This window comes from Arthrobacter sp. 18067 (assembly GCF_902706295.1).
Classification (GTDB): domain Bacteria; phylum Actinomycetota; class Actinomycetes; order Actinomycetales; family Micrococcaceae; genus Arthrobacter.
This window is the reverse complement of record NZ_CACSJJ010000013.1, coordinates 1-16,145: the sequence shown is the minus strand read 5'-3', so window position 1 is coordinate 16,145 and position 16,145 is coordinate 1. Positions and strand designations below refer to the sequence as shown.

The 16,145-nt window shown below is 63.0% G+C and carries 13 protein-coding genes; 5 read left to right on the top strand and 8 right to left on the bottom strand.

Annotated elements, in window-relative coordinates:
* Positions 1 to 58: 58 nt before the first annotated feature.
* Positions 59 to 1,252, top strand: a complete 1,194-nt coding sequence (locus tag GVL04_RS13690; protein WP_159705457.1) for a CynX/NimT family MFS transporter — start codon at positions 59 to 61, stop codon at positions 1,250 to 1,252.
* Between the two features lie 228 nt (positions 1,253 to 1,480).
* Here the strand turns inward: GVL04_RS13690 and aceB are convergent, their stop codons facing one another.
* The gene (gene aceB / locus GVL04_RS13685) at positions 1,481 to 3,133 is read right to left on the bottom strand and encodes a malate synthase A (protein ID WP_159705454.1); all 1,653 of its coding nucleotides are present in this window, start codon (positions 3,131 to 3,133) and stop codon (positions 1,481 to 1,483) included.
* A gap of 92 nt (positions 3,134 to 3,225) precedes the next feature.
* Positions 3,226 to 4,542, bottom strand: a complete 1,317-nt coding sequence (aceA, locus tag GVL04_RS13680; protein ID WP_159705451.1) for an isocitrate lyase — start codon at positions 4,540 to 4,542, stop codon at positions 3,226 to 3,228.
* A 144-nt stretch (positions 4,543 to 4,686) separates the two neighbouring features.
* Between aceA and GVL04_RS13675 the strand changes: the two genes are divergently transcribed.
* Positions 4,687 to 6,201 carry an XRE family transcriptional regulator gene (locus GVL04_RS13675; RefSeq protein WP_159705448.1) on the top strand — a complete coding sequence of 505 codons (1,515 nt, stop codon included), beginning with the start codon at positions 4,687 to 4,689 and terminating at the stop codon, positions 6,199 to 6,201.
* Between the two features lie 172 nt (positions 6,202 to 6,373).
* Positions 6,374 to 7,675 (top strand): serpin family protein, encoded by a 1,302-nt coding sequence (locus GVL04_RS13670; RefSeq protein WP_159705445.1) that lies wholly within the window; start codon positions 6,374 to 6,376, stop codon positions 7,673 to 7,675.
* Here the strand turns inward: GVL04_RS13670 and GVL04_RS13665 are convergent.
* Positions 7,672 to 8,286 (bottom strand): TetR/AcrR family transcriptional regulator, encoded by a 615-nt coding sequence (locus GVL04_RS13665; protein WP_159705442.1) that lies wholly within the window; start codon positions 8,284 to 8,286, stop codon positions 7,672 to 7,674. The two genes, GVL04_RS13670 and GVL04_RS13665, sit on opposite strands and share 4 nt — an antisense overlap.
* A gap of 301 nt (positions 8,287 to 8,587) precedes the next feature.
* Here GVL04_RS13665 and GVL04_RS13660 point away from each other — a divergent pair, with 301 nt between their 5' ends.
* The gene (locus GVL04_RS13660) at positions 8,588 to 9,517 is read left to right on the top strand and encodes a cytochrome b/b6 domain-containing protein (protein WP_159705439.1); all 930 of its coding nucleotides are present in this window, start codon (positions 8,588 to 8,590) and stop codon (positions 9,515 to 9,517) included.
* Between the two features lie 69 nt (positions 9,518 to 9,586).
* On the opposite strand, the gene GVL04_RS13655 is transcribed toward GVL04_RS13660, so the two are convergent.
* From GVL04_RS13655 to GVL04_RS13635, 5 genes are all read right to left on the bottom strand, one after another.
* Positions 9,587 to 10,432 carry a hydroxymethylpyrimidine/phosphomethylpyrimidine kinase gene (locus GVL04_RS13655; protein ID WP_159705436.1) on the bottom strand — a complete coding sequence of 282 codons (846 nt, stop codon included), beginning with the start codon at positions 10,430 to 10,432 and terminating at the stop codon, positions 9,587 to 9,589.
* Between the two features lie 42 nt (positions 10,433 to 10,474).
* Entirely contained in the window at positions 10,475 to 11,464 is a 990-nt protein-coding gene (locus GVL04_RS13650) for a TAXI family TRAP transporter solute-binding subunit (RefSeq protein ID WP_159705433.1), read from the bottom strand.
* Positions 11,457 to 12,872 carry a HAMP domain-containing sensor histidine kinase gene (locus GVL04_RS13645; RefSeq protein ID WP_159705430.1) on the bottom strand — a complete coding sequence of 472 codons (1,416 nt, stop codon included), beginning with the start codon at positions 12,870 to 12,872 and terminating at the stop codon, positions 11,457 to 11,459. The genes GVL04_RS13650 and GVL04_RS13645 overlap by 8 nt, the downstream gene beginning before the upstream one ends.
* Entirely contained in the window at positions 12,869 to 13,531 is a 663-nt protein-coding gene (locus GVL04_RS13640; protein WP_159705427.1) for a response regulator transcription factor, read from the bottom strand. Before GVL04_RS13640 ends, GVL04_RS13645 begins: the two co-directional genes overlap by 4 nt.
* 116 nt (positions 13,532 to 13,647) lie before the next feature.
* The gene (locus GVL04_RS13635; RefSeq protein ID WP_159705424.1) at positions 13,648 to 15,045 is read right to left on the bottom strand and encodes an MFS transporter; all 1,398 of its coding nucleotides are present in this window, start codon (positions 15,043 to 15,045) and stop codon (positions 13,648 to 13,650) included.
* A gap of 524 nt (positions 15,046 to 15,569) precedes the next feature.
* Here GVL04_RS13635 and GVL04_RS13630 point away from each other — a divergent pair.
* The gene (locus GVL04_RS13630; protein ID WP_235036282.1) at positions 15,570 to 15,986 is read left to right on the top strand and encodes an isoprenylcysteine carboxylmethyltransferase family protein; all 417 of its coding nucleotides are present in this window, start codon (positions 15,570 to 15,572) and stop codon (positions 15,984 to 15,986) included.
* The last annotated feature ends 159 nt before the right edge of the window (positions 15,987 to 16,145 follow it).

The window sequence follows — 16,145 nt, the reverse complement described above, 5'->3', positions numbered from 1 at the left end:
GCGGCGTGATAGCAATGAAAGTGATGAAAACGCTTCCCACCACCCTTTGCTGCACACCATGAGCCAATTCCTCGCCAAAGTTCCCCGCGGTTGGCTGATCCTCGCGTGCATCGGCCTCATTGCCCTGAACATGCGCGGACCCTTCGTGGCCGTGGCTCCCGTGGTGGATTCCCTGCAGCACGATCTCGGTTTCTCGCCGGTTGAACTCGGGCTGCTGACGGGCATTCCGGTGCTCTGCTTCTCCTTGGCTTCACCGTTGGCTTCGCTGGCGGGACGACGGCTGGGGGCCGAGTTCGCCGTGATGCTCACGCTGCTCGGCGTGCTGGCCGGCGTGATGATCCGCTCCAGTGGCGGCGGCGTTTCGATGATGGTGGGCACGGTCATCATTGGCGTTGCCATCACCATCGGCAATATCGCAGTGCCGCTCATTATCCGGCGAGACTTCGCCCCACGCCGCCAAGCCACGGCCATGGGTGTCTATACGGCCGCGCTCAACATCGGCTCGTTCCTCACGTCCGTGGCAACGGCGCCCTTGGCTGAGCTGGTGGGGTGGCGGCTGGCCCTAGCGGCGAGCGCTCTCTTGGCCTTGGCAGCCATCCTGTTTTGGGTTCCTACCGTTGGTGCCCGGCGGGCCTTTGTGCCGGCTGCCGTTCCTGTGCCTGTTGCTTCCGATGCCGGTCGCGTTGCGGGTGTTCGTTGGTTGACCGTGGGCCTGACCCTGGGCTTCGCGGGGCAAGCCTTCTCCTACTACGGCGTCACCGCCTGGCTTCCCAGCTTCCTGTCCGACGAGCTCGCCATGGGCACCGCCGACGCCGGCGCAGGGTCATCACTGTTCCAGATCTTCGCGATCGTGGGCGGCTTGGGCGTGCCGCTGCTGGCCCGTTTCACGAGTACGACGACGGTGGCGGTCACCTTGAGCGCGCTGTGGCTGACGGTTCCCGTGGGCCTGTTGTTGGCGCCGTCGTTGTGGTGGCTGTGGTCCTCGCTGGGCGGTGTTGCCCAGGGCGGTGGTATCACGGTGATCTTCATTGCCATCATCAAGTTCGCGCACTCCCAGGCGGCCGCCGGGAAGATGTCCGCCGTGGTGCAGGGTGTCGGCTACTGCTTCGCTGCTTTGGCTCCGACAGTTGTCGGGTACGTGCACAGTGTGACCGATGGCTGGACTGTCCCGCTGCTCGTGATCCTCGGCTCCGTACTCGCGTTCTGCGTCTGCACCACGTTGTCCGTGCGCTGGGTGGCCCGGCAGCGCTAGGTCCGCTTGAGCCGGTCGGTGAGCTGGCCCCGCGGGGTGGGTGCCGCCGTCGTGCTACCCAACTGAGTCGCAGTTAAGCGCGTTTTGAGCCGGCAATACGCGCTTAACTGCGACCTACTTGGGTGGATATTCCGCTGCTGGGCTGCCTCCCCGACCATCGGGGTTACTTGTTGCGAAAAGTGCAGGCAGCCCAGCGTCGGGGCTTGGTTTGTCGCTGGCCAGCAAAGGCTAGGCGGCGACGAGTTCCTCTTCCGTGGCCTCTTCACGGGCCTCGGTGAGGAAACGGGCATACGCAGGGATGGTCAGGAACGTGGGGAATTCCTCAGCCAAGGCGACTTCTTCGAAGATGGCACGGGCGTCGGCGAAGCGGTCTCCGTCGAAGCGTTCCAGGCGGGCGAATTCCTCGTCCAGCAGATCCTCCACCCATTCGCGGGTGATAATGTCGCCGTTCTCGACGATCGCGTGGGAGTGGATCCACTGCCAGAGCTGGGACCGGGAGATCTCCGCGGTGGCGGCGTCTTCCATGAGGTTGTGGATGGCCACAGCCCCGTTGCCCCTCAGCCAGGACTCGATGTAGCGGATGCCGACCTCGATGTTCAGGCGAACCCCGCCCTCGGTGATGGTGCCCTCGGTGCTGGCGATGTCGATCAGGGCCCGGTCATCGGGAGTGACGTCCTCACGGGAGCGGTCCAGCTGGTTCGGGCGGTCTCCGAGAACTGAGTCAAAAACTTCCCGGCACACCGGCACCAGGTCCGGGTGGGCTACCCAGGAGCCGTCGAAACCGTCGTTGGCTTCACGGGTCTTGTCGGCACGGACCTTCTCGAACGAGGCGGTGTTTGCTGCCTCGTCCTTGCGGTTGGGAACAGCGGCAGCCATCCCACCGATCGCCATGGCCCCGCGACGGTGGCATGCCCTGACCAGTTGCTCGGTGTAAGCGCGCATGAACGGCTGGGTCATGGTCACTTGGCCGCGGTCCGGGAGCACGAAACGCGGTCCGCGGGTACGGAAGTTCTTGATCAGGGAGAAGATGTAGTCCCACCGGCCGGCGTTCAAACCGCTCGCATGGTCGCGGAGTTCGTACAGGATCTCCTCCATCTCGAAAGCGGCGGTGATGGTCTCGATCAGCACCGTGGCCCGGATGGTGCCCTGCGGGATGCCCAGCAGGTCCTGTGCCAGGACGAAGATGTCGTTCCACAACCGGGCTTCGAGGTGGTTCTCGATCTTGGGAAGGTAGAAGTACGGTCCCTTGCCTTGGGCCAGCAGGCGGCGGGCGTTGTGGAAGAAGAACAGTCCGAAGTCCACAATGCCGCCGGCGATCGGCTTGCCGTCAATGAGCATGTGTTTCTCCGGCAGATGCCAACCACGGGGACGAACCACAACAGTGGGCAGGTCCTCGGCAGCCTTGAGCTTGTACTCCTTGCCCTCAGGCGAGGTGAAATCAATCCGACGCTCCAAAGCATCAGTCAGGTTCAGCTGGCCCTGGATGACATTGCGCCACGTCGGAGTGGACGAATCCTCCATGTCAGCCAGCCACACCTTCGCCCCCGAGTTCAGGGCGTTGATGGTCATCTTCTTATCCACCGGCCCCGTGATCTCAACGCGACGATCTTCCAGACCCGGTGCCGGGGGAGCTACCCGCCAGGACGGATCGTTCCGGATGCCCTCGGTCTGCGGCAGGAACCGCGGATCCTGGCCACCGGAAATCTGGTTGCGACGTGCATGCCGCGCCTGCATCAGCTCCTGACGACGATCAGCCGTAGCCCGGTGCAACTTGCCAATGAACTCAAGAGCATCCGGCGTCAAGACCTCGTTCTGCCGGCACATGGGCTGCGCGGTCAAAGTAATGCCATTGATAGTGAAGTTGTCAGTGAAGCTGTTCATGGGAGTGTCCTTTCAGGGTCCCAACTGAGTCGCAGTAGATGCCGTTCTGGACCTCCATAACGGCATCTACTGCTATCTAGTTGGGAGAAAATTTAGTGGAACTGGCCTTCTTCGGTGGATCCCACCAGGGCCAAAGTGGATGCGTTCGGGTTGAGCGCGGTTGCGATGTCGTCGAAGTAGCCGGTGCCGACTTCGCGCTGGTGCTTGGTGGCGGTGTAGCCGCGGGATTCGGAGGCGAATTCCTTTTCCTGGAGCTCGACGTAGGCGCTCATTCCTTCCCGGGCGTAACCGTGGGCGAGGTCGAACATCGAGTAGTTCAGGGCGTGGAAGCCGGCCAGGGTGATGAACTGGAACGTGAAGCCCATGGCACCGAGTTCGCGCTGGAACTTGGCGATGGTGGTGTCGTCCAGGTGCTTGCGCCAGTTGAAGGACGGGGAGCAGTTGTAGGAGAGCATCTGGTCCGGGAACTCGGCCTTGACCGATTCAGCGAACTTGCGGGCCAGTTCCAGGTCCGGGGTGCCGGTCTCCATCCAGATGAGGTCGGAGTACGGTGCGTAGGCCTTGGCACGGGCGATGCAGGGTTCGATGCCGTTGCGGACCTTGTAGAAGCCCTCAGCAGTGCGCTCGCCGGTGGTGAATTCCTGGTCCCGCTCGTCAACGTCGGAGGTGATAAGGGTTGCTGCTTCGGCGTCGGTGCGGGCGATGACGACCGTCGGGGTGTCGGCGACGTCGGCTGCCAGGCGGGCTGCGTTCAGGGTCCGGATGTGCTGCTGGGTGGGAATGAGGACCTTGCCGCCCAGGTGGCCGCACTTCTTTTCGGAAGCGAGCTGGTCTTCCCAGTGAACGCCCGAGGCGCCAGCGGTGATCATGGACTTCATGAGCTCGTAGGCGTTGAGCGGGCCACCGAAACCTGCTTCGGCGTCGGCGACGATCGGGACCAGCCAGTCTTCAACGGTCTTGACGCCCTCGGCATACTCGATCTGGTCTGCGCGGAGCAGGGCGTTGTTGATGCGGCGGACCACCTGGGGGACCGAGTTGGCCGGGTACAGGGACTGGTCCGGGTAGGTCTGGCCCGACAGGTTGGCGTCAGCGGCCACCTGCCAACCGGAGAGGTAGATGGCGCGGAGGCCGGCCTTTACCTGCTGTACTGCCTGGTTGCCGGTCAGTGCGCCCAATGCGTTGGTGTAGCCGCCGGTGGGAGCTTCCTCGGTGAGCTGCTTCCAGAGCTTCTCCGAACCGCGACGGGCCAGGGTGTGCTCTTCGGAGACGCGACCGCGGAGGCGGACGACGTCGGTGGCCGAGTAATCACGGGTGACGCCTTCCCACCGCGGGTTGGCGGACCATTCAAGTTCCAGCGCTGCGGCCTGCTGCTCTGCACTCTGCTCTGCTGGTTCAAATGAAGCGGTCATCTTGATCTCCTCTGTGGTGCCCGGGCCGGCCTCCGCTGCGCCTTTGCTGCATCGGCCGGCAAACCCGGGGTCTGTATTTCTTTTTCGTAAGTCCTACTTTTCTGCACTTCCAAGAGGGTTACTAGAGGAAAACTATGGAAAGAAATGCACTTCTTCGCGTATTCTCAAGAAATGTCGCCTGTGAGCTGGAATCGCGAAGTCGCATCGCCGCCGTTGTCCCCTGCGTCCCCTGAACTGGACGTCATTAGCCTTGGCCGCCGCGTGCGGCATCTGCGCAAGCAGGCCGGGCTGACGCTGGATGACTTGAGTGCCGCCGTCGGGACCGCGCCGAGCCAGCTGAGCCTGATCGAAAACGGCAAGCGCGAACCCAAACTGGGGCTGCTGCAGCAGCTGGCTGCATCACTGAACGTCAGCATCGATCAGCTGCTGGGGGCTGAGCCGCCGAGTCGTCGTGCGGCCTTGGAGATCGAGTTGGAACGGTACCAGCGCGGACCGCTCTACGAGTCCCTCAACCTGCCGAAAATCCGCATCAGCTCACGGCTTCCGCTGGATGTGCTGGAGTCGCAGGTGGGGCTGCTTCAGGAGCTCGAACGCAAACTCAATGAGCAGGTCGCGACGCCGGAAGAAGCCCGCCGCGCGAACGGCGAGTTGCGTGCCATGATGCGCGAGCGCGGCAACTATTTCCCCGAGTATGAAGCCGAGGCGCAGAAGGTCCTCAAGGGGGTCGGCTACACCGCCGGCCCGCTCAGCCAGCACGTCATTGCGGACATCGCTGAGAACCTCGGCTTCAGCCTGCATCATGTGGGTGATTTGCCGCACTCCACGCGGTCAGTGACCGACTTGAAGAACCGCAGAATTTATCTGACCCAGAACCAACGGCAGGATCACGATCCCCGCTCGGTTCTCCTCCAGGCGTTGGGCCATTACGTCCTGGGGCATGAAACTCCGCGGAATTACGGGGATTTCCTGGCGCAACGCGTGGCCACCAACTACTTCGCCGCGGCTTTGTTGCTGCCGGAGCAGGCCACGGTGGAGTTCCTGCAAAGGGCCAAGGCTGCCAAGGAAATCGCGGTGGAGGACATCCGGGATGCTTTCGCCGTGTCCTACGAAACGGCTGCGCACCGCTTCACCAACCTCGCCACCAAGCACCTGGGCATCACCACGCACTTCCAGAAGACGCACCAGTCCGGCATCATCTACAAGGCCTACGAGAACGACGGCGTGACCTTCCCGCAGGATCACACCGGGGCCATCGAGGGGCAGCCGTCGTGCAAGGCGTGGACTTCGCGGGCTGTGTTCGACGTGCCCGACAAGTTCAGCGCCTACAGCCAGTACACCGACACGCCCTCGGGCACGTACTGGTGCACGGCCCGGACGGAACGCTCGGCGGCCGGTGAATTTTCGCTGAGTATTGGTGTGCCGTACCAGCACGTCAAGTGGTTCCGGGGCCGGGAGACGACGGCGCGTGCCACGTCCAACTGCCCGGACCCGAATTGCTGCAAGCGGCCACCGGCTTCTCTCGCGAACGAGTGGGCCGGCAACGCGTGGCCTTCCGCCAGGGCTCACTCGCACCTGCTGGCCGCGATGCCTCCCGGCGCCTTCCCCGGCGTCGACGAGACCGAGGTGTACAGCTTCCTGGCGGCCCACTCCCAACGCTGACGCTCTATCACCTTCCGCATGCTTAAGCGTGACGCTCTATCACCTTCCGCATGCTTAAGCGTCACGCTCTATCACCTTCCGGCAACATTTGGCGATCCCTCTCTCACCTCCCGTGAGTTTCCACGTCAAAAGGGGCACCATGTGAGGACAACGCCAAGCAGGGGGATCCGCCATGAACCGAGTCCGCAAAGCGACAACGCTACTCGCGGCTGCCGCATTGGTGACCGGCTCCGCGACTATCAGTGCCTGCGCGCCCCAACCAGCCGACGTCGGGCTCTTAACCGCCGACGGCGTGACTCGCGTTTCGGTCCAAACAGCGGACTATTCGGCGCAGCTTGAAGCCTTCAACGTCTCCGCGCGGAAGCTCAGTGCCGCGCTGTTGGCTGACGGCGGCGACGCGACGAACGGCAACGTGGTGTCATCTCCGGCAAGTTTACTGATCGCGCTGAGCATGCTTCGGGCGGGAGCTAGCGGGGCTACGGCGGCGGAGATGGATGCGGTCCTCGGCCTGCCCGCCGAGGGGCGCGACGAAGCGATGAACGCGCTCCTGGCCTCCCTTGAAAAGTTCGACGGCGACCCCGGTTCGGTGGACGAGGACAACCCGCCGCGCACACCGGTGATGCACGCTGCCAACGGGCTGTTCGTGGATAAAGGCGTGCCCACGGGCGAGGGCTACCTGGCCACGCTCGCCAAACATTTCGGCACTGGGGTATATCCCGTGAACTTCGCTGACGAGGCTGCCACCAAACCGGCCATCGACCAATGGGTCAGCAAGAACACCGGTGGGCGGATCAAGAAAGCGCCCGCACAATACGATCCCGACAACACCTTCAGCCTGCTCAACACGCTGTATTTCGCCGCCGCCTGGCAGACCCCGTTCGACGCCAACGACACAGCCGAGCGCCCCTTCACCAAGGCCGGCGGTGAAGTGATCACCGTGCCAACCATGCACAAAGGCACCAGCATGGCCTACGCCGAAGCTCCCGGATGGAAGGCTGTGGACCTGCCATACGCAGAGGGTTTCGTGATGCGGCTGGTACTGCCCGACGGCGGTGCGTCGGGTTCGTCCGGCTCGGCTACGGTTTCTGCGGAGGTGCTTGGGGATGTGGCGAAGCAGCTTTCCGCGGCAGAGCCCGGCATGGTGCAGATCAGTCTGCCCAAGTGGGACCACAAAACCACGTTCGAGCTGAGGGAGGTGTTCGAAGCCCTCGGGCTCAAGGAGATGCTTGCGACGGACAAGGATTTCGACGCGATCCAGCAGGGCATGAAGCTGACGCAAGCGGCCCAGGCAGCCAACATCACCGTCGCCGAGAAGGGGACCATCGCCTCTGCCGTGACCCAAATCAACGCGGAGGCCTCAAGCGCCCTGATCCCGGAACGCAAGATCAACCTCGACCACCCGTTCCACTATGAGATCGTGCACGTGGAAACCGGGATGCCGCTGTTCACAGGGTGGGTGGCGGACCCGCGTTAGCTGACCAGGCGCTGCACCAACACCGCGGCGGCGTCCACAACCTCATCGGCCTCGCGCTTGGATGGACTCAGAGCAACCTCCTGCCCGGACACGGTGATGATGTCCGTGATCACCGCGACGGTCAGCCTGCCCAGGGTGTCGTCGCTGGCGCCCAGGAGCACGGTGTTCTGCCGGACCCACTCGCGTCCGCGTTCCCGCCGCAGGACTTCGAAGCCCGGGGGAGTGTCTCCCTCAATGAACACGCGTTCCAAATCCCGGTGTTTCCAGGTGTAGTCGAAGTAGCTGCGGCTGCCCACGTTGAACAGGGCCAGGGGATCGTTCTCACCGGCTTTGCGTGCCTTGGCCACAGCCGCTGCTACGAGCCGTTCGTGTTCGTTTTGATAGTCGTCCCATAACGCGAGGAAGAGCTCGGTCTTCCCGCCGAAGTGGTGGTAGAGGCTGCCGACGCTGGACCCGGCGCGGGCAACGATGTCCGAGATGCTCGCGTCGGTGAATCCGTGGTCCACGAACACTTCGGTGGCCGCATCCAGCAAATTGCGTTGCGTGGCTGCAGTGCGGGTCCACTGCCAGGAGCCTGCGTTGCTGGCTACTTCGGATGTTTTCCGGACCATGCTGGGCTCCTCTCGCGGGCAGAACGAACACCGGAGTGTCGGGCGGCTATTTTTTGGAATCCTACCTTCCAAAGAATCCACATAGCCAGCAAGAAGCCTTGACTGACCAATGAAACACAGGAAATAATTCTGGAAGTCTGTTCTAGAAATACGCATTGCGGCATGTATCCGAATGCTGCGATTTTTGACGTCGGACGCCCCGAAACCCGGGTGCCGTTTTCACCGTCGGGCTGCAACTGGTTGAATCGCTATATAGCGCCAACTGGTCGCAGCCAAACAAGCCAGAGAGGAACGCGGCCTGATGTCCGTTTCAAGCAAGTCGTCCGGGATCACGTCGAACAGGTGGTTCAAACCCGTCGTCGTCACCGCAGGAGCTTTGGTGGTGGCACTGATCCTGGTGCTCGTTGCGCAATGGCTCCGGACCCTTCAGCCGGTCCAGCAGTTCCTGGTGGACTACCCCGGGCACTCAGCCATTCCTGAAGGGACGCCCACGGGCTTCCCCGCCTGGCTGGGCTGGCAGCACTTCCTCAACATGTTCTTCATCGTCCTGATCATCCGTTCCGGCTGGCAGGTGCGGACCACCACCCGACCGGCCGCCAACTGGACCCGGAACAACAAGGGATTCATCAAGACCAAGAACCCGCCAACCAAGATCAGCCTGGACCTCTGGTTCCACCTGACGCTGGACGCTCTCTGGGTGCTGAACGGCATTATCTTCATCGTGCTGCTCTTCGCCACCGGCCAATGGTTGCGGATCGTCCCCACCAACTGGGACGTCTTCCCGAACGCTGTCTCGGCAGGACTGCAGTACGCATCACTGAATTGGCCCGTTGAAAATGGCTGGAACAACTACAACAGCCTTCAGCTCCTGACCTACTTCATCACGGTGTTCATCGCTGCGCCGCTGGCCATCATCACGGGTATCCGGATGTCCGGTGCGTGGCCCAAGAAGTCCGCGATTAACAAGTTCTACCCGATCGAACTGGCCCGTAAGATCCACTTCCCGGTGATGATCTACTTCGTTGCCTTCGTGATTGTCCACGTGACCTTGGTGCTGGCTACCGGAGCGCTGAACAACCTGAACCACATGTATGCCTCCAACAACGATTACAGCTGGTGGGGCTTCGGCATCTTCGCAGCTTCCATCGTCTTCACAGCCGCTGCCTGGTTCCTCGCCCGGCCGCTGTTCCTGCGCCCGATCGCCTCGTTGATGGGCAAGGTCTCGCGCTAACCCTCACGCAAAGAAAAACAGCCGCCTTGGAAGTGTTTCCGGGGCGGCTGTTTTCGCGTGACTCAGGGGCTAGGACAGAGCCCCGCCCTGCCACAGAGCGTCAAAGGGAGCGCCGGAGGACACCCGGTTCTTGATGCCAGCGGTCACGAACGCCTTGGCAGTCCGTGCTGCTTCAAGGGGCGTCGCGCCCTTGGCGAGTTCGGCGGTCACGGCTGCAGCAAGGGAGCAACCCGCGCCGGACACAGCGACCTCGCCTACCTTCGGAGCGCGCAGGACCTCCAGCGTCTCGCCGTCGTAGTAGACGTCTACGGCGTCGGGGCCTTCCAGCCTCACCCCACCCTTGGCGAGGACTGCCGCGCCGCTGATCTCGTGGATGCGGATGGCGGCTGCTTTGAGCGACTCTTCGTCGGTAATCGTGAGCCCGGAGAGCGACTCGGCTTCGAAGTGGTTCGGCGTGACGAAGGTGGCCAGCGGCAGGATCTGGGCCTTCAACGCCTGGTCCGTGTCCAGAGCGTGGCCCGGCTCTTGGCCCTTGCAGATCAGGACGGGGTCCAGGACCACATTCTGGAAGGCAGCATCGGCCAGCACTTTCTCCACGGTGCTGATGGTTGCCGGGCTTCCCAGCATGCCGATCTTCACGGTGTCCAGCACTGAAGGTGCGCCGGAAGCGGCACCGTATGCCGCCGTCGTGGCTTCCAGCTGGTCCGCAATGACCTGCTGGTCCACTGGCACAAAGCGGTGATTCCAGTTGTCCTGCGGGTTGAAGGAAACGATGCACGTGAGGTTCGCGATGCCGAACACTCCGAGTTCCTGGAAGGTCTTGAGGTCCGCCTGCGCGCCGGCGCCACCGGTCGCTTCGGAGCCAGCGATGGTCAGGGCAATGGCAGGGGCAACAGCTGAAGTCATGGTTTCCATTTTGCCAGTTGCCCTGCCGTCCGCCGATTCGGTGAGTACGGCTCAGCTGTGCAGCGCCCGGTATGCGGCCTCGGCAGCCGGATGAAGGGGGAGGCCGGCTGTGTTGATCAGCGTTTCCGGGCTAAGGAATTGCACGCCGGTGCTCGATTTAGGAACCAGGTCCTGGGCCTGCTCCACCAGGAGTTCCACGGTCCGGCGAACAATATGATCCGCAAGATCCCTGCGGCACAGAAGCAGGTTGGCCACCCCGACGGTCCACACCGCAGGTGCATCCCCGTAGCTGTTCGCTGGGATGAGAACCCGGTCATAGAAGAACCCTGACTGAGAACGCGTTGCGGGGATGAGTGCTGAAAGGTCCAGAAGCCGCACGTCGAGGTCCTGTGCCGCGGCAGCTATGGGAGCGGTAGGAACACCTCCGGACTGGATCATGACGTCGATCGATCCGTCCTTTAGGGAGGCCAAGGCTTGGTTCAACCCGAGGTTCACCTGCTTCAGCGCGCGCTCCGGTCCAGCGGTTTCCGGCGACAGCCCCGCCGCAGCAATGATTCGCCCGGCCGTGAGGGTGGTTCCCGAGCCAACCTCGCCCACGCCTGCTGTCTTCCCGGCGAGGTCGGCGAATGTGCTGATGCCGCTGTCCTCCCGCACGATGCAGTGGACGTAGTTTTGGTACACCTTACCCAGCGCCACTAACTGCCCGCCGTCCTTGCCCGTGGATGCGGCTTGCGCCGCGGCGTCGGCCAGCGCGACGGCGAGCGTCGCCTCGCCGGATAAGACCCGCTGGATGTTCTCGAGGCTTCCGCCGGTGGTCTGTGCGAGAGACTTTTCGGCGACCCCCTCCCGCTGCAGCAGGTGGGCGAGGAGAGTGGCAAACTCCAGGTAGAAGCCGCCGGATTCGCCACCGGCAACGGTCAGTTCCTGAGCCCGTTCCTCCGGTGTGCAGGCGGTGGTTGTCGTCAGCAGGCTGCTGCCCAGACTGAGCAAGGCCGCTGCTTTGAGGGCGCTTCGACGGGAGATCATCGGAAACTCAAGCATGCGAACCGTCCCGCGGACGAGCGAACTCAATCCGGGCAGTCAAGCCGTGCGGCTCGCGCGACTCCAGGACCAGCCGCGCCCCGTTGGCCTCCGCCAGCCTTTCCACGATGGTCATACCCAAACCGTTGCCGGGGATCTTGCTGTGCTGCGGCGCCCGCCAAAACCTTGTGGTGGACGCAACGCGCTGTTCGGCTGGGAGGCCGGGACCGTCGTCGGAAATCACGACGGCGGTACCGCCTTGCGTCTGCAGGGTCGCGACCGTGATGCGGGCCCCTGGGGCGTACTTGATGGCGTTCGTGAGGAGTTCACCCACCATGTGCGCGAGCTCATCGGGGTCGCACAGGATCTGGTTTTCAGACGTAGGGGCCACCAACGTCAACTCTGACCCGGCAAGGCGGGCGGCCGGCGTCGCCCTCTCCACTTCACCCTGCAGGACCGGAAAGGGGTCGATGACGGCCAAACGTTTGTGTTCTGATTCCCACTCCGCCCGGGCGGACCCTTCAGAGGCGCGATGTTCAGCGGTAGCCAGCTTCAGCACGCCGTCGAGCATTTCTTCCACCCGCTCAAGTTCCGCCACGACGCCGGCTGCTGCCTGCCTCTCAGGCTCCGATCGCAGGGCGAGTTGCAGCAAATCGATACGCAAGCGCAACGCGCCAACGGGGTTGCGTAGTTGGTGTGAAGTGTCTGCGATGAGCCGGCGCTGGGACTCCATGCTCTCGGAAACGGTACCGGCCATGGTGGTGAAGGACCGGCTCAGCTCACGCAGTTCAGGCGGGCCGGCGTCGGGAAGTTGGCTGGTTTTACCCGTGGCTTCGAGCTCGTGGACTGCCTTGCTCAGCCGGTGGACCGGGCGCAAAACCCAGGCCGTGATGCGCGACGCCGCCACCAGGAGCAGAACTCCCAGCGCCACCGCGGCAAGCCCGACGACGAGCCACCGTTCGCGCAGCTTCTGCCGGCCTGCGTCGAGGTTGACTTCAACAACCACCTCGCCGAGTACCTGGCTGGCTGTGCCGAAGGACCTGGAGATGAAGTCGTTGCCGGTCCCGAAGGCGCGGATGGGGTTGAGAGTGGTGTCGCTGAGGTTGAGGCTCGCCCGGTTGAGTGCGTCCCTGACCTCCGGTTGATCCTCGCTGAGGCCGCCGGAGCGCAGGGTTTCCTGCTGGAGCCGGATCAGGATTCCCTCGCCATAAAGCTCGGAATAGCGGTCCATCTCGCGCTGCAGTTGGGTTGTGTTGCTGTCTTCAGAGGCGTCGCTGGCCAGTTGCGCGAAGCGGTTGAGGCCTGCCACGCGGTTGATCTGGAGTTCCTGAGTGAGCTCCCGGCTGGCCGAAGTGAGGATCACGCTGGACACCGTCACCACAATGACCACCACCAGCAGGCTCAGGATGCCCAGAACGCGGACCTTCACGGTTGCTCAACTCTGTAGCCGACGCCCCGAACGTTGATGATGAACCCGGGAAGTTGGAGCTTGGACCTGAGACCCGTGAGGTGCACATCCAAGGATCGGGAGTGCGCCAGGAATGCGTCGCCCCAGAGTGCGTCGAGGATCTGCTCCCTGGTCACCACCGAGCCTGCGTTCCTGACGAGGAGGCTGAGGAGGTCGAACTCGGTTGCTGTGAGGGCGAGTTGCCGTTCCCCGACGGCGGCCACCCGGCGGTCGAGGTCCACTTCCAGTTCTCCGAGGACGATGCTGTGCGGGGCTTCCTGGCCGGAGCGGTTGGTGCGCCGGGTGACTGCTTCGATTCGGGCGAGCAATTCCACGAGTTTCACGGGCTTGACCAGATAGTCGTCGGCCCCGGATCGGAGGCCCAGCACCACGCTTCTCTCGTCATCGCGGGCCGTCAGGATCAGGATGGGGATCTGGGTGACCTGGCGAAGTTTCCGCAGGACATCCAAACCATCCAGGTCCGGAAGGCCAAGATCCAGCAGGATCACCTCATGCTGCCGGTGCGCCAGTAACGCATCCTCGCCGCGGGACACCCTGGTGTGCGTGTGCCCGGCGGAGGCGACGGCTGCGCTCAGGGCCGACGCCATGGCGTCGTCATCCTCGACGATGAGCACGTGCACTGTCAGGGTCCTTTGGGTTGGGGCTGGTTCGCTATTAGAGCTTAACGTTGTGAGGCCCGCTCTGCGCCCTTCGGAGTATCCAAAGTGCGCAGAACGGGCCTCACTAGGCAACCAGGTCAGGCGTCGACGAGGTCCTTCTTGTCGTCGTCGTCTTTTGCAGCGCCCTTGGCAGCGAAAGCGTTGCCCTGCTCCGCGTCCAAGTGCGTGGCCTTCTTGTTCTTCAGCGCGAAGATGTACACCAGCAGCGAGATGAAGATTGCGGCAGTGACGTAGGTGAAGAACATGTCCACCTGGCCGGACTTCTGCAGCGCTGCGCCAATCAGCGGGACGGTGCCGCCGAACAGCGAGTTGGCAATCGCGTAACCGAGGCCGACGCCCAGGGCGCGGATGGATGCCGGGAACAGCTCGGCCTTCACCAGCGCGTTGATGGAGGTGTAGCCACCCACCATCAGCAAACCGCCCAGCATCAACATGAACGCCATGAACGGGTCCTTGGTCCCCGAAAGAGTAGAGAGCAGCGGCCACGTGAACAGCACGCCGGTGACGCCGAACCAGATCAGCAGTGGCTTGCGGCCGATCTTGTCGGAGATCAGGCCGTACACCGGCTGCAGCAGCATGAAGATGAACAGCGCCCAGAAGTTGATGACGGAGGTATCGGTCTTGGCGATGCCGGACGTATCGTTCATGAACTTCAGGATGAAGTTGGTGTACGTGTAGAACGCCACAGTGCCGCCGAGGGTGATGCCGATGCAGATCAGCAGCGGCTTCCAGTGCTTGGTCAGCAGCAGCTTCATGGTCCCTGGCTGGGCTTCGCCTTCAACCTTGACGTGGGCTGCGCGGAGCTGATCGGACGACAGGGTTTCTTCCATGGAACGGCGGAGCCAGAGAACAACCAGCGCAGCCACGCCACCAATAGCGAACGGAATACGCCAGCCCCACGCCGTCAGGTCTTCCTTGCTCATGGTGTTCTGCAGGATCACGAGCACCAGGAGTGCAAGCATCTGTCCGCCCACAAGCGTTACGTACTGGAAGCTCGAGAAGAAGCCGCGGCGCTTGGCCGTGGCCGCCTCGGACATGTAGGTGGCGCTGGTGCCGTATTCGCCGCCGACCGAGAAGCCTTGCACAACGCGGATGAACACCAGCAGGATCAGGGCCCAGAGGCCGATCACGTCCTGCGTGGGCAGGATCGCGATGGCGAACGAACCGGCCGACATCAAGGTCACGCTGAGCGTCAGCGCGGCCTTTCGGCCCTTGCGGTCGGCGTAGCGGCCAAAGAACCAGCTGCCGATCGGGCGCATGAGGAACGACGTCGAGAAGACAGCCATCGCTTCAAGGCCGGCCTGAAGATCGTCCGAGGAGTTGAAGAAGTGCGACTGGAAATACGCCGCGAAAACCGTATAGACGTAGAGGTCGAACCACTCCACGAGGTTGCCCGCGGAGCCCTTGAGGATGTTGCTCACGGCCTTGCGTGTCTGGGCGGCTTCGCTCAGAGTTTCAGCTTGTTGGGTGCTCATCAATGAACCTTCCTGGACGGCAGCGTTTTGCCGCGGCCGTGTCTTGCATGAGTTCGTTCTGTCCATGAAGCTGGTGCTCATGGCGTCCTTGCGCATGGCTCTTCGTCGACTAAGAAAGGCCCTCCGGGGTGAAGAGGACATGTTCCAAACTATGGGTGATGCACGGCACAGCCCTAGCTCGCGGGGGATTTCCTAACACTTCCTTAGGTTTCGGCTGAGGTCGGGTCAGGGCTCGACGGCGGCCGCTCGCCCCGGACCCTCTCTCACCTCCCGACGTGTTTTGGCGGACCCTCTCTCACCTCCCGTTGTGTTTTGGCGGACCCTCTCTCACCTTCTGCCGGGTTTTGGCGGTCCCTCTCTCACGTCCCTGGGGTTTCCGGGGTTACCGTGCTGGCATGGCGACAATTTCGGGACCGACCAGGAGGGCACTGCGTAGCTGGAAGGAAGCGTTCGGCAATCTTCCGCTGCCTCCCGGACAAGTGACCGGGTTGGCGGTGGGCTGCCTGCTTCAAAGGCTGCATCCCGTGCGGCTTCCCGGTCCGCGGCTACTGAACGGACTGGTGGGGACCGGGGTGGTGCTTGCCGGCGTCGGTCTCAATGCGTGGGCCCTTGCTGAAAGGCGCGGCCGCTCGGCTGGCCCATTCGCTCTGGAGCGGCCGGACGTCCTGGTTACCAGCGGCCCGTATGCCTACACCCGTCATCCCATGTATGTCGGCTGGTGGCTCATCCACTTAGGTGCCGGCGGATTGGCTGGAACGACATGGGTCTTTGCCACCTTGCCGGTCGGGATACTCGCGGAACATTGGGCTGTGCTTCACGAGGAGGTCATACTCTCGGAGCAGTTTCAACAGCCGTACACCGACTACATGACAAGGGTTCCCCGCTACATCGGATTCCGACAACGCGACCCAGGGGACCGCCGTCGTGATTGCGTGATGTGAGTGAGCGCTCCGTCGAAAGGTGCGGTTAGGTGTGCGGTCGTCAAGTTCTTGAGACAGGTTCGTTGTTTGTTTTGGGTTAGGCGGCCAGGGGTTGGTGGGCGCGGGTTTGGTATTGGGTGTGGGCTTTGGCTGGTGGGATGCCGCCTGCTCTGCGGTTGG